At 38.6% G+C, this 13,988-nt stretch carries 12 protein-coding genes; 5 read left to right on the top strand and 7 right to left on the bottom strand.

The window, feature by feature from the left end; translation table 11 throughout:
• Positions 1–69 precede the first annotated feature (69 nt).
• The gene (locus IPP32_10430) at positions 70–720 is read left to right on the top strand and encodes a ribulose-phosphate 3-epimerase (GenBank protein MBL0048498.1); all 651 of its coding nucleotides are present in this window, start codon (positions 70–72) and stop codon (positions 718–720) included.
• Between the two features lie 177 nt (positions 721–897).
• Here IPP32_10430 and IPP32_10425 read toward each other — a convergent pair whose 3' ends face one another.
• The 3 genes from IPP32_10425 to IPP32_10415 form a co-directional block, all read right to left on the bottom strand.
• Entirely contained in the window at positions 898–1,602 is a 705-nt protein-coding gene (locus tag IPP32_10425) for a response regulator transcription factor (protein ID MBL0048497.1), read from the bottom strand.
• Complete coding sequence (locus tag IPP32_10420; GenBank protein MBL0048496.1) at positions 1,599–2,636, bottom strand: sensor histidine kinase; 1,038 nt, start codon at positions 2,634–2,636, stop codon at positions 1,599–1,601. Before IPP32_10420 ends, IPP32_10425 begins: the two co-directional genes overlap by 4 nt.
• 132 nt (positions 2,637–2,768) lie before the next feature.
• The gene (locus IPP32_10415; protein ID MBL0048495.1) at positions 2,769–4,625 is read right to left on the bottom strand and encodes a T9SS type A sorting domain-containing protein; all 1,857 of its coding nucleotides are present in this window, start codon (positions 4,623–4,625) and stop codon (positions 2,769–2,771) included.
• 148 nt (positions 4,626–4,773) lie between these two features.
• Here IPP32_10415 and IPP32_10410 point away from each other — a divergent pair, with 148 nt between their 5' ends.
• The gene (locus IPP32_10410; protein ID MBL0048494.1) at positions 4,774–4,938 is read left to right on the top strand and encodes a hypothetical protein; all 165 of its coding nucleotides are present in this window, start codon (positions 4,774–4,776) and stop codon (positions 4,936–4,938) included.
• Positions 4,939–4,995: 57 nt separating this feature from the next.
• Here IPP32_10410 and IPP32_10405 read toward each other — a convergent pair whose 3' ends face one another.
• From IPP32_10405 to IPP32_10395, 3 genes are all read right to left on the bottom strand, one after another.
• Positions 4,996–7,056 (bottom strand): choice-of-anchor J domain-containing protein, encoded by a 2,061-nt coding sequence (locus tag IPP32_10405; protein ID MBL0048493.1) that lies wholly within the window; start codon positions 7,054–7,056, stop codon positions 4,996–4,998.
• Positions 7,057–7,248: 192 nt separating this feature from the next.
• Positions 7,249–7,722 (bottom strand): 23S rRNA (pseudouridine(1915)-N(3))-methyltransferase RlmH, encoded by a 474-nt coding sequence (rlmH, locus tag IPP32_10400; GenBank protein ID MBL0048492.1) that lies wholly within the window; start codon positions 7,720–7,722, stop codon positions 7,249–7,251.
• Positions 7,723–7,737: 15 nt separating this feature from the next.
• A complete protein-coding gene (locus tag IPP32_10395) occupies positions 7,738–10,236 on the bottom strand; it encodes a PIG-L family deacetylase (GenBank protein ID MBL0048491.1) in 2,499 nt (832 codons plus the stop codon).
• A gap of 142 nt (positions 10,237–10,378) precedes the next feature.
• Between IPP32_10395 and IPP32_10390 the strand changes: the two genes are divergently transcribed.
• Positions 10,379–11,851, top strand: coding sequence for a PQQ-dependent sugar dehydrogenase (locus IPP32_10390; protein MBL0048490.1), 1,473 nt, complete (start codon positions 10,379–10,381; stop codon positions 11,849–11,851).
• Positions 11,852–11,866: 15 nt separating this feature from the next.
• Positions 11,867–12,211, top strand: coding sequence for a carboxymuconolactone decarboxylase family protein (locus IPP32_10385; GenBank protein ID MBL0048489.1), 345 nt, complete (start codon positions 11,867–11,869; stop codon positions 12,209–12,211).
• Positions 12,212–12,243: 32 nt separating this feature from the next.
• Here the strand turns inward: IPP32_10385 and IPP32_10380 are convergent, their stop codons facing one another.
• Positions 12,244–13,266 (bottom strand): T9SS type A sorting domain-containing protein, encoded by a 1,023-nt coding sequence (locus IPP32_10380; protein ID MBL0048488.1) that lies wholly within the window; start codon positions 13,264–13,266, stop codon positions 12,244–12,246.
• A 145-nt stretch (positions 13,267–13,411) separates the two neighbouring features.
• On the opposite strand from IPP32_10380, the gene IPP32_10375 reads away from it, so the two are divergent.
• Positions 13,412–13,924: a hypothetical protein gene (locus IPP32_10375; protein ID MBL0048487.1), complete on the top strand. Its 513-nt coding sequence runs from the start codon at positions 13,412–13,414 to the stop codon at positions 13,922–13,924.
• Positions 13,925–13,988 lie beyond the last annotated feature (64 nt).

Raw genomic sequence — 13,988 nt, 5'->3', positions numbered from 1 at the left:
GAATGACTGAGTTTTGAAAGCTAACTTGAAGGCACAACTAAAGAATTACTAATTTTGCAAAAAAATCTCATGCCACATTTAATAGCTCCCTCCATACTATCAGCCGATTTTGCAAACCTACAGCGCGATGTTGAAATGATTAATGCCAGTGCCGCCGATTGGTTTCATGTGGATGTTATGGATGGTGTGTTTGTCCCCAATATTTCGTTAGGCTTTCCGGTTATTAAAGCAATTAAAAAACATGCTAAAAAACCATTGGATGTGCATTTAATGATTGTGCATCCTGAAAAGTATTTAGCAGATTTTAAAGCTGCCGGTGCCGATGTGTTAACAGTTCATTTGGAGGCTTGTATCCATTTACACCGCACTTTACAAGAAATCAAAAACCTAGGCATGCAAGCCGGAGTAGCCATAAATCCACATACATCCGTTTCCTTGCTTGAAGATATTATTGCCGATTGCGACTTGATTTGTGTGATGAGCGTAAACCCCGGTTTTGGAGGACAAAAATTTATCCGCAACACTTTCACCAAAGTAATTGAACTAAAAGAAATGATTGCGCGCACCAATTCCAGCGCCAAAATCGAAATTGATGGGGGAGTAGATTTGCTTAACTACAAACAATTAATAGAAGTAGGAGCAGATGTACTAGTAGCCGGCAACACCGTTTTCTCCTCACCCAACCCATCAGAAACAATCCAAATCTTAAAAAAAATATAAGCGAGAAAATCTACTGCTTCAAAACTCTGTTTCTAGGTGGTAAAAAAATAAACACATAGACACATAGCATTCTAACCTATGTTCCTATGTGTTTAAAAATTATCAAACCCTTAACCAAATCCCCGATCCCAATTCCCCAATCCTAATTCCTAATTCCTAATTCCTTAATCCTTAATCCTAATTCCCACCACCCAACTGAAAAGCCTTCATAAAAGCCTCTTCATGACTAGCACCAATAGGCACCTCAGCCGAAGTAAGCTGAATTTTTTTGTTTCGGATGTGACTTATTTTTGCGAAGGGAACAATAAAGGAACGGTGCACACGTGCAAAATTTTTGGCCGGCAGTTTTTCCAATATCCCTTTTAAACTCATCAAAGTGAGCACAGGTTTTTTACCCGTGAGAAAAATTTTTATGTAATCGTCAAGTCCTTCAATGTATTCGATTTCGTTGCAATCGATTTTTATTAGGCTGTAATCGGCTCTCACATAAATGAAGTTATTGTTTTCGGAACTTTTTTGATGCATAAAATTAAAATATTCCTGAGCGCGTTGCACGGCTTGCTCAAAACGACTGAATTCATAAGGTTTTAAGAGATAATCAACCGCACTTAAATTAAATCCTTCCACAGCATATTCGCTGTGTGCGGTGGTGAAAATCACCATTACATTTTGTGCCAACGATTTGTAAAAATCTATCCCCGAAATATCCGGCATTTGTATGTCGAGAAATAGCAGGTCGACCGGAAATTTTCGCAAGTGCTTTGCTGCGGCTTCGGGGTCGGTAAAGGTTTTTTGTAAATCGATACTTGGAATTTTGCTTGCAAAATTTTGCAATAAATCCAAGGCTAGCGGCTCATCATCAAGGGCAATGCAAGTAATCATGCTAATTCTATTTTAAGTTCGGTTTCAAAGGTGTCATCGCTTTCTTTCAGGTCTAAAAAATATTTATCGGGATAAATCATTTTTAAACGGGTGCGGCTGTTCTCTATTCCAATTCCAGTGCTGTCGGTTACTTTAGCCGGTCGGCGCACAATTTTGTTTTTAACACTTAAATGAAAATTTGTATCGCTCACTTTAATTTGGATACTGATAAAAGAAGTTTCTTGGGCTGAAATCCCATACTTAAACGCATTTTCGATAAATGAAATGAGGATAAGAGGTGCAATTTTTAATCCGGTTAAATCGCCACTGCATTTGTAATCAACGGTTGTGGTGGTTGACAATCTAATTTTTTCGAGTTCAATATAACTTTCGATATAGGCGATTTCTTTGCTTAGGGGCACAAAATCTTGATGTGCTTCACTGATTACATAGCGCATCAGTTTAGAAAGTTTAATGATAGCGTCTGGGGTGTCGTCAGATTTTTTTACAGACAAAGTGTAAATACTATTCAAAGTATTAAATAAAAAATGAGGATTAATTTGTGCTTTAAGATAGGAGAGTTCCGCATTAAGCTTATCGCGCTCGAAGCGATCTTTTACTTGCTCGGTTTTGCGCCATTGAAAATTGATTTTTAGCGCAAATGAAATCATCACTACAATAAAAAAAATGAAGAATATGCGCGGTATTGCTAGTGGAATTGTTTTTATAAAATCCATTTTGGAACCATCCACAAAGTGCATAATCAAGATATTTAAAAAGCAAACCATCACCACACATAGCAGCAAGGAAAAAATGTAGAGAGCTGTCTTCTTTCGGAGATAAATTTTGGGGATTAAAAAATAAGTATTGAAGTAAAAAAAGAGCATTACCAAAATCGATGTAACGGTAACCCCCCAATCATAAGCTACTTCCGGTTTAGGATAAATGTTATGTCGTGGATCGAAATCGGCTTTAGGCGAGAGCAAAAAGGGCAATGAAAGAATTCCCAGCCAAGCTAATATATGTACTAAAATATTTCCGACCTTAACTCTCATGTATATTTTTCTCAAATGTACTACAGCAAAAGAAGGAATTAAAATTTATCGGGTAAACCAGCAATAGCATCGGAGAAAAAAAAAGCTGCCTGAAATAAATCAGGCAGCTTTTCGGGTAAGTTTATTCTTTAATTATTTTTTCAAAAATTTCACAGTGCGTGTTCCTTGATCATCATTTACAGAAACCCAATACACACCATTTGCCAATGATTTCACATCAACAGAAATAGTATTTGCACCAGGAGTAGAAACAATTGCAGATTTGCGCACTTCACGACCGGTAATATCTGTAATTTTTAATTCGGTATTACCTTTTGCACCGGAAGTAAATTGGATATTAACTTTATCGGTAGCAGGCGAAGGATATACGCTTAGTCCTGCATTTGTTGAAATCGTTTCAGCTATACCAACACCAAAAAGTTTTTTAACCAATATACAATATTCACCTTGTGAAAGGGCACCTTGGAAATTAAATCCATCTACCATCAAATAGTAAACAGTTCCGGCGGTAGTTGCAATGGTTAATCCGGCAGGATAAACCGTTGCTGTTGCACTTGGCCCATCTTCATTACAAGCTAAAGGTGATAAACTTCCACAGGCTCCGGTATATAATCCAAATTGAGTATCTCCATCGCTGATGTAGTTCACAACACCGTTACAAGTGCCGCTTTCAACCAAATACGTTGCGCCATCCCCTGTAAAGGTAAACCAAAGCGTATTGTTGATTTCGGGAGCAGAACCACTTCCATTTGGCTCGCCAAAACATTCAAAGCCAGTAGTAGGTTCAGAAGCACTGGTGGTTGCTAAGGTATTATCGTATGGCCCAGAAGATTGCACCACATTTAAAGCACCTCCAAAGGAAGCATTGATATCGATAGCGCCAACGCATTCATCATTAACCGGACCCGGTACAGGAGGAATACAAGAAGTATCACCCGGTGCAAGCAGAGTTACCATAAGTGATGTACCAGTATGTATACAAGCAGTATCTAAAGTTAATTGACTTAAAAACTGCGCTGTTCCGCTGGCATCAACCGCATTACCAAAAACAAGCGGAGTCCAATAGTAGGTTCCGGGGCTTAAGAAAGTAGTGTCATTAACAAAATCTAAAGATGAAATTGCAGGAGCTGAGGTTAGGAAGCCATAAGAAGCAACAAAAGTTGCAGGATCTAATGGGTTGTGTGTTCCGGAAATATCGGCATTAGAAATTACCCAGCTAAATCCACTTACCGCACCTACTACCGGCGCAATAACTGCATCTGTTGTAAAGTTTACCGTATCACCAAAACAAACGCTGCTGCTTGATTGAGATTCGTTACCTGCTGTAAGCGATGGATCATTGCATCCAATACTGGTTAATTTTTTTACCAACAAGCAAAATTCGCCGGTTGATATGGCTCCTTGAAAGCTAAATCCATCTACCATCAAATAATAAACTGTTCCCTGGGTAGTGGCAATAGTTAAACCTGCAGGATAAGTGGTGGCTGTTGCGCTAGGTCCATCTTCATTACAAGCAACCGGTGTAAAGTTCCCGCAAGAACCTGTATATAATCCAAATTGGGTATCTCCATCGCTGATATAATTTATAACCCCATTACATGTTCCACTTTCAACAGCATAGGTTTCACCATCACCTGTAAAAGTAAACCATAATGTATTGTTTAATTCAGGTCCGGTTCCGGTTCCATCGGGTTCACCAAAGCACTCAAAACCGAGTGTAGGGTCTAATGAACTAGTTGTGGCGAGTGTGTTGTCATATGGACCAATTGCTTGAACCACATTCACAGTTCCACCAAATGCAGCATTGATATCAACAGCGCCGGCACATTCGTCATTAACAGGACCTAACACAGGAGGAGTACAAGAGGTATCTCCGGCAGCTAACAAAATTACTTGTAGAGAAGTACCTGTGTGTACACAAGAAGTATCTAATGTTAATTGACTTAAAAACTGCGCGCTTCCCGGATCAACTGCATTTCCAAAAACCACCGGAGTCCAGTAATAGGTGCCAGGAGTTAAGAAAGTTGTATCGTTAATAAAAGTTAGGTTAGATACTGTCGGAGCGGTAGTTAAGAAACCATAAGAAGCAACAAATGTTGCAGGGTCTAATGGATTATGGGTTCCGGAAATATCCGCATTGGTAACAACCCAGCTAAATCCATTTACGCCGCTTCCATTTGGAGCGAAAGGTGCGGAAGAACTTAAGCTAACTGTATCGCCAAAGCATAAACTACCTGTATTTTGTGTTACTGAACCGGCTGTAATTTGCGGATCATTACAAGTTACAGCTTGGAGTTTTTAACCAGCAAGCAAAACTCACCAATTGAAACGGTTCCTTGAAAGCTAAAGCCATCCACCATTAAATAATAAACAGTTCCGGGGTGGTTGCGACAGTTAAGCCCGCAGGATATTCGGTTGCAGTAGCACTGGGACCATCTTCATTGCAATCCACAGCAGTAAAGTTACCACAGCTACCTGTATACAATCCAAATTGAGTGTCACCATCACTGATATAGTTGGTAACCCCATTGCAAGTTCCGCTCTCGATTAAATAGGTAGAGCCATCACCGGTAAAGGTAAACCAAAGGGTATTATTTAATTCAGGACCTGTTCCGGTACCATCAGGCTCACCAAAGCACTCAAAACCGAGTGTTGGGTCTAAAGCACTAGTTGTAGCGAGTGTGTTGTCATATGGACCAATTGCTTGAACCACATTCAAAGTTCCACCAAATGCAGCATTGATATCAACAGCGCCGGCACATTCGTCATTCACAGGACCTAAAACAGGAGGATTGCAAGAGGTATCACCTACTGCCAATAAAATAACCTGAAGGGAGGTACCAGTATGCACACAAGAAGTATCTAATGTTAATTGACTTAAAAACTGCGCGCTTCCCGGATCAACTGCATTTCCAAAAACCACCGGTGTCCAGTAATAGGTGCCCGGAGTTAAGAAAGTTGTATCGTTAATAAAAGTTAGGTTAGATACTGTTGGAGCGGTAGTTAAGAAACCATAAGAAGCAACAAATGTTGCAGGGTCTAATGGATTATGGGTTCCAGAAATATCCGCGTTGGTAACTACCCAGCTAAATCCATTTACGCCGCTTCCATTTGGAGCGAAAGGTGCGGAAGAACTTAAGCTAACTGTATCGCCAAAGCATAAACTACCTGTATTTTGTGTTACTGAACCGGCTGTAATTTGCGGATCATTACAAGTTACAGCTTGGAGTTTTTTAACCAGCAAGCAAAACTCACCAATTGAAACGGTTCCTTGAAAGCTAAAGCCATCCACCATTAAATAATAAACAGTTCCGGGGGTGGTTGCGACAGTTAAGCCCGCAGGATATTCGGTTGCAGTAGCACTGGGACCATCTTCATTGCAATCCACGGCAGTAAAGTTACCACAGCTACCTGTATACAATCCAAATTGAGTGTCACCATCACTGATATAGTTGGTAACCCCATTGCAAGTTCCGCTCTCGATTAAATAGGTAGAGCCATCCCCGGTAAAGGTAAACCAAAGGGTATTATTTAATTCAGGACCTGTTCCGGTACCATCGGGCTCACCAAAACATTCAAAACCTACGGTTGGGTCTGATGCGCTAGTACTTGCGCTTGTATTGTCGTAAGGACCAATTGCTTGAACTGTATTTATTGTACCTCCAAAAGCAGCATTAATATCCGTTGCACCGGCACACTCATCATTTGTAAGTGCAGTGGAAGCATTTTCGGTAACTAAAATATTATCCAAAAAGAGTGCATTCATGTCAAATGCATTGTGATGAAAAGCGATATACACTTTTTGTCCGCCATAAGTGGCAGCATCTAAGGTAACAGTGTGTGTAATCCAAACAGTATCGTTTGCCGGATCGTTGTCGCCAATAGAATAGAGTGCGGGTAAAGTAAAATCGCCTGAAGCGCCACCATTAACATTGGCTAATACTTCATATCCATCCATAAAATCAGGATCGGTTTCTTTTACCTTCCAACTCAACTCACCTCCACCCGGTGGTAAGGAGATAGGACCTAAAATTAGCCAGTTGTCTGCTAGTCCAGGTGAAGTAAACCAAGAATTGACCCCAAAAAAATAAGCAGTATCCACATCCCCTTGATTTGGATCAAGATCAGAAGCTGCTGTTGAATAATAAATTGCCCAATCCGGATTTTGCAATGCATTTGCAGCAGGAGTTAAACCATCTCCATCCTCTGTAACTATCGAAAAACCCGAAATATCGCCCGGATTAACATAATACCCTAATAATGGCATGTGCAATAAGGTGTCGCCTGCAGCTAAGGTACTTTGGGCTTGACGTGTTGCTGCTTGTACACCATGTGCATTCGCTAAAGGTGTTTGAACAACTTTACTTTGAACACCGAATGAAAGTGTTAACAAAGAAAGAATGAATGTAATTTTTTTCATAGAATTATTTTTAATTTGACTTCAACAAAAATATCGATTAGGAATGGGAAATAAAAATGAAAGCAGCTCTTTCTACTTTTTGAATAGAGTTCCTAATGATATACCGATAAGCATCAGTGGCTTAGCCTAAAGAATGTCCGCTATTTAACATTTCTGCTTATTGTGAACTGAACAGTAAGCTTATTATGAACCTTACTCGTGGTGATAAGATTCTCCTTTCAAAATGCTTAATGCCCGATAGCTTTGCTCCAAAAAAAGCATACGAATCATTTGATGGGTAAAAGTCATTTTGGAAAGCGAAAATTTTGAATTGGCACGCGCATACACTTCATCGCTAAACCCAAAAGCACCGCCAACCACAAAGCATAGATTTTTTAATCCGCTATTCATCTGCAGCTGCAGATAAGCGGCATATTCGATGGATGAAAATTGTTTGCCTTTGTCATCTAAGAGCACTACAAAATCGGAATTGTTAAGTTGTTTAAGCAGCAATTCGCCTTCTTTTAATTTTAGCTCCTGATGTGCCAGCTTGCCTGCATTTTTAACATCGGGTATAACATTAATTACAAATGGAATGTAATGCTTAAGGCGTTTTTCATACTGTTCGCACGCCGTTTTCACAAATCCTTCTTCTGTTTTCCCAATTAAAAATAAAGTGATTTTCAAAGCACGAAAGTTTAATTATTTTTTAACTGCTTGCTGCGGCAAACTTATTAAATTAACAAGTAAACGATACGCTCCGGGTATACCCGCAGGGAGTTCGCGAAAAAAATCGAGTCCGGTATACACAAAATTTCCTTTTCCATAGGCACCAATAATTAAGCTACCGTCAAGCGCTTTTTCGTTTGGATCATTCATCGATAAAATACTGCTGTAATTTTTATCCACTTCAGTGGCAAAATAAATTCCTCGCTCTTGTATCCAATTCTCAAAATCAGCAGCCGTTATTTTATTCGGAAAATTCAAGCAACTGTGTTCCGGCAAGCTAAATCGTACTTCTGCGGTTTCATCGGTTACACGATCACGTGAAATGGTAAAAGGGTAGGGGCCAATCTTAGCCAATAATGGACCAATGCGGTTATTTGTATTGTATTGAACAATTAAGTTTCCACCTTGATTTATATATTCCATTAAACGCGGATACAAATTTTGGAGTTTATCGTTGGTATTGTATGCGCGTACACCACTTATAATAGCTGTGAATTGAGCTAAATTTTCGCTTAGTAGTAAGTCATCTGTAAGCGTTGTTATTTCATAACCAATTTGTTTAAGACAATCGGCAACTTCATCTCCTGCACCTGGAATGTAGCCGATTTTAGTGCCGGTTTTTTTGAGGTTAATATTCACCAATTTAGCTTCAGCGTTGGTTAGTATAAATTGACTTGGAATATGGTCGTAATCGATTCTTCGGATACTTTTACTGTAGCGCAAATTATTAATTAGTAATGCTAGTTCCAGTTTTCCTTCTTTGTTGTCTTTGGAGGGGGCCAAACTTGCATTAACGATTGCTTCCTCACCCTTATTCTTTAAAGTAAATTCTTTTTGATCTAAAACCAAAGTCCAACCTTCTGGTACTTTAAATTCAATAGTTCCGGAAACATTTGATGCATTAGCTTTGATGCTTAGTTGTATTTTTTTTGGCGACAAATCTCCAAATGCAAACACCTTATCCGATAAGTTTATTGTTGCAGGCGGCAATATTTCGAAAGGCCGGTATATTTCACCTTTTACCGGATCGGTTGATTTATACACAAGAGGTCGAACTACTTTTAGCACAAAATCTTTCCATTCAAAATAAAATGAAACAATTGCTGCCGCATCATTCTCTGCCTTACCCATCAGGAGTTGATTGTTAACCACGTACCTACCAATGCTGTGCTGTTCGGTTAGCCAATAGGGTGTTGAAAAGTTAGTATTTGGTGCAAGTGTTTCCTTGTGTTTATAACTGAGTAATTCATTTTGTTTTGGGCTAACCGTTAATAAAGTATCATTTTGATTAAAATACCTAATTTGCGTGAGCTTTACAGGATATTCCGAGCGATTTACTACTTGCGTTGTTATGTCTACTTGACTCCCTGGTATAGTACTGTATTCTGCAGCAAATGCTTCGCACCATAAACCCGAACACGATAAAATTAAATTTTCGGTCTCTTTTAATTTTATTTTTTTCCAGTAACTGATTTGTTCATTTTTATCTTCTAATTGTTGTAAAGCTCTATAAATTAAAATTAGCTCAGGGATTGATTTTGAGGGATTAAGCGCATTGAAATTTGCAATGCAACTCTCAACTTGTGCTTTTACTTTACTTGTTTCTTTAAAGCGATTCCAGTCTTGCACGATGCCATCAAATAAACTTAACTTAGTTGAATCACCTTTGAGTAATTTAAAATATTCGACAGTAGTACCTCTTGATTTTGCGGAACCAAACCCTTGGCTCTTATGATTGGAGCGACTTTCTGCAGCAACTTCTCCATAACTTTTTCCGGTAAGCGGATTAAAAACGCCCACATCCACTTGCAACTGATTGGAGGCGGTGGTATTTGTTCCCCCAAAATTAAACGTGTTCCAAAATACTCGTTTAGCTTGCCAAACCTGAGTGTATTTTAACTGCTCCGGAAAACGGTTTGCATCTGCAGCAGCATCAAAAGCTTCCAATGCAAGTATTGCCGAGGCAGTATGGTGGCCGTGCCCCCCTTCTCCGGTGGTTGGAAAGCGGCAAATGAGCACATCCGGTTTAAAATTTCGAATCACCCACACCACATCTGCAAGTATACTGTCCTTGTTCCAAAACCCAAAGGTTTCTTCTGGATTTTTACTATATCCAAAGTCATTTGCATGGGTGAAAAATTGTTCCGCACCATCCACTCTTCGCGCAGCCAATAGTTCCTGCGTTCTTATCAAGCCCAATGCTTCACTTTGTTCTTTGCCAATTAAATTTTGCCCTCCATCTCCACGTGTTATCGATAAATAGCCGGTTCTAAGGTTTTTTTCTTTTGCGAGATAGGAGAGTAAGCGGGTGTTTTCATCATCAGGATGTGCGGCAATATATAACACCGAACCGACAGTACTCAGTTTTTTCATACCCAATAATATTTCAGCAGAATTAAGCTGTGATTGACTCCGGGCACTATTCATCCAAATAAATAGAGGGCAAATAATTAGGAAGGCTATTTTTTTCATAATGGGCATAAAATTTTAGTGCGCAATATTAACAATTAAACAATGAGGGTAAAATTATGTTTTTCAATTTGTGTACTGTTTTTATTGAAGTTATATTTGGCTCACCAATCACCCTAACAAGTATTAACCCTTATTAATTCTTATGAAATATCACTATCGGCTATTCGCACTTTTTACCCTGTTAAATTTTATGGCTACAGCTCAAAACTATATGCTGCAGCCTGCTTTTCCGAGTTTATCCTACACTTTTTTGTATCCAATCGAATTAAAGAGCGTTCCGGATTCCAGTAGCCGCATGTTTGTGGTGGAAAAGCATGGAAAAATTTTTTCTATTGATCCCGCCGGTACCCCAATCACAGCAAAATTGTTTTTGAATTTATCGAGTATTGTTAGTCAATCCGGTTCATCGGGCGAAACCGGTTTATTGGGTCTTGCATTTCATCCTGATTATGCAACTAATGGCTACTTTTATGTGAACTATACCAATAGTTTAAGTGGTTCACTTAAATCCTATATTTCACGCTTTCAAGTAAGTACTAACAATCCTGATTCTGCCTTGTTTAGCAGTAAGTTAGAGATACTAAATTTATCACAACCCTATGGCAATCATAATGGCGGCTGTTTAAATTTTGGCTTAGATGGTTATTTGTATTGCGCTTTTGGAGATGGTGGTTCAGGTGGTGATCCACTAGGGTATGGACAAAATAAGACTGTTTTATTGGGTAAAATTTTAAGAATTAATGTGGATTCTGCTGCTGCTCCTTTAAATTATTCCATACCATTGGACAATCCTTTTTATGGTAATTTATCCGGCTACCGCCAAGAAATATTTACTTATGGAATGCGCAACACTTGGCGCTTTAGCTTGGATTCGGTGAGTGGAAAAATGTGGGCAGGGGATGTAGGGCAAAATGCTTACGAGGAAGTGGATATTTTGGAAAGTGGATTAAATTATGGTTGGAATGTAATGGAAGGTATGCATTGCTATAGTGCAAGTGTGTGCGATACTACACTCAAACGAAAACCTGTTTGGGAGTATCCACAAGGCAGTTCAAATTACTCGGTAACAGGTGGATATGTTTATAGAGGAACAACCTTACCGGCACTTTATGGAAAGTATATTTATGGAGATTATGTTTCTGGTCGCATTTGGGCATTAAATTACGATGGTATTAACCCCACTACCAATGCTGTTATTATTGATCGGCCGTCAGCATCAGCGCAACAAAAAACCATTTCGGCATTCGGAGTTGACCGCCAAAATAATATTTATGTTATTTCGTATGATGAAGGTAAAGTATACAAAATAGCCATCAATACTACTGACATTCCCACTGTTTCAAACATTCAAAAATCAACTGTGCATCAAAATTTACCCAATCCTTTCACTAAACAAACCATTTTCGATTTTGATATCGCTCAAGCGGGAAATGTAAATTTAAGTGTTTACAACGCCTATGGAGCATTGGTTAAAACGCTGGTAAACGAAGCAAAAGCGGTAGGATCCTATCAGGTATTAATGGATGCCGAAAACATGGCCGCCGGTATTTATTATTACTGCCTCAAAACCAACGAAGGAGCAGTTACTAAAAAAATGATTTTGTCGAATCAGTAACATATAGTGCTAATCATGGATAAACAAGTTGAAGATTTTAATGCGTATAGGTCGCGCATGAATGCTAAAATATTAGATTCCGACAATTTAATAATGAAGCGTTTGTTTAATTTGGATACCAATACCTATGCAGCAGGCGCCCTGTCTGTAAAAACAAAAGAAATGCTTGGTTTGGTGGCATCCATGGTTTTGCGCTGCGACGACTGTATTAAATATCACTTACAAAAATGCCATGAAAATGGTGTGGATACGACCGAAGTATTTGAAGTATTTGCCATTGCCAATATGGTTGGAGGAAGCATCGTTATTCCCCACACACGAAGGGCATTAGAGTTTTGGGAAGCTTTACAAAAAGGCTGACATTGCAACTAATACTATGGGTTCATACAGTATTATTCAACAAGTAATTTCTTTTGAATCAATTGTTCATTGCTTTTTAGTTGAATACAATACATTCCACTTTTAAAGGAGTCTGTTGAGATGCTTAGTTCATTTTCAGTTATTTTTTCTTTTGAATATACAACTTCACCAAGCGCATTTATAACCGTCAAATGGGCATTTTTAATTGGAAATAATATGCTTAAGTGAACCATTTCTTTGGCAGGATTAGGATAGAGCTTAATTTCATACTTCCTATTATCTGTTTCTGCAATAGAAGTTAATTCAATAGGAGTCATTAGTAAAGCATTGTATATTTCTTGTGTGTTTACATTTTGCACAAAAGCAACAACTCTTACTTCACTTTTATCTTTAATATGTTGCATGTTCCAAAATAAATTAAGCGTATCTGTCCCACCAATTGTGCGGTTTAGTAAATGCGAACCGCCTGCATTCGGAAGCATTTTCCGCATTACATAATTGTAAACGTTTTGCGTGTTGTTGCCGGGTAATGCGGCATAGGAATTTTTAAGCACTTCTTCTTCAATTACCACAACGTGTGCGCGAAGTGAATCGTTATGATTAGATGCATACAAAGATTGAAATGCGATTTTGCACTGCAATAAGTTTCCCGAATAAGTGTTAGAAACAGCTTGAATGTTGTAATTTGGATTTATTGCGGCTCGGCTGCCAACAGTACTACTTAGTACAGAATTAAAATTAGGGGTGCTGTTGCGATAAAAGTTACCGTCAATTATGGAGTAGGGCACAAACGAAATTCCATAAAAAGCTGTTCGTGCATTAGACTCGGCCATATTTTCAAGGTACATCGAATCAAAATAAGGGAAAGCGGTGTGGTAGGATATTGCTATCAGTTGGGTAGGATTATTCTTAACATATTTATATGTGGTAGAATCATGCGTAGCACATATTGAGCAACCCGAATTGGTGAACTGTTCCAATAAAACAATTTTTTGTGCTTGACTAATGTTAATGCTTGCAAAGCATCCGACTAAAATCGCAATTCGTAGTTTCATTTTCCCTTTTTTTACAAAGTACGTTTCTTTCAATGAAAAGGTTTGTCGGATAGAAGACACAAATCATATTTTTTATTCAGGTAAAGGATTGTATATTTATCCGTATTAAATCAGTACTTTTAGTACCTTATTAAAAAACACAAAAATGAACAGAATAATTAACACCTCCTTAGTTCTTGCCATTACTTTAAGCGGAATGGCCTGCAAGTCAACCAAAAAAAATCCTAAAACAGATGTGGTGGAAGAAGTAAAACCCAATAGTGAAGTAAAGGAAGCCGAGGTACTTGTAACCTATGCGGACCCTGCTCAACAAAAAGCGCATGAAAAGAAAGCTGAAGCACCTCCTAAAGTGGAAGAACCAATTAAAATTGTTTATGCCCTGAGCGTATCCTTTTATAGTATTGGTGAAGGAACCGATGGCGCTGCAATGAATAGTTTTAAACAGTATATCGAAACATTTAATAAAAGTGAGCAAGTGAGTCTTGCTTACGAAATGAATGCTTGGGGCCGCGAAGGAGAAGTGGACTATTGCTTTATGCTGGAAGAATTAAGCGGAAATCAAAGAGATAAGTTTATTTCAGGAGCTAAAAAGCTTTTTACCGAGAAGAACCTTGTACACCTGAATGAAAATGGACAATGCCATCCAAAACGACGATAAATTAGGGATTGAAAATAATAATTAAATTTGCAGCCCGTTTTAATTATAAGATACAAACTAAAAA

The sequence above is a fragment of the Bacteroidota bacterium genome (assembly GCA_016721765.1).
In the GTDB taxonomy this organism is placed as follows: domain Bacteria; phylum Bacteroidota; class Bacteroidia; order UBA4408; family UBA4408; genus UBA4408.
This window is presented reverse-complemented; position numbering and strand designations above follow the sequence as displayed.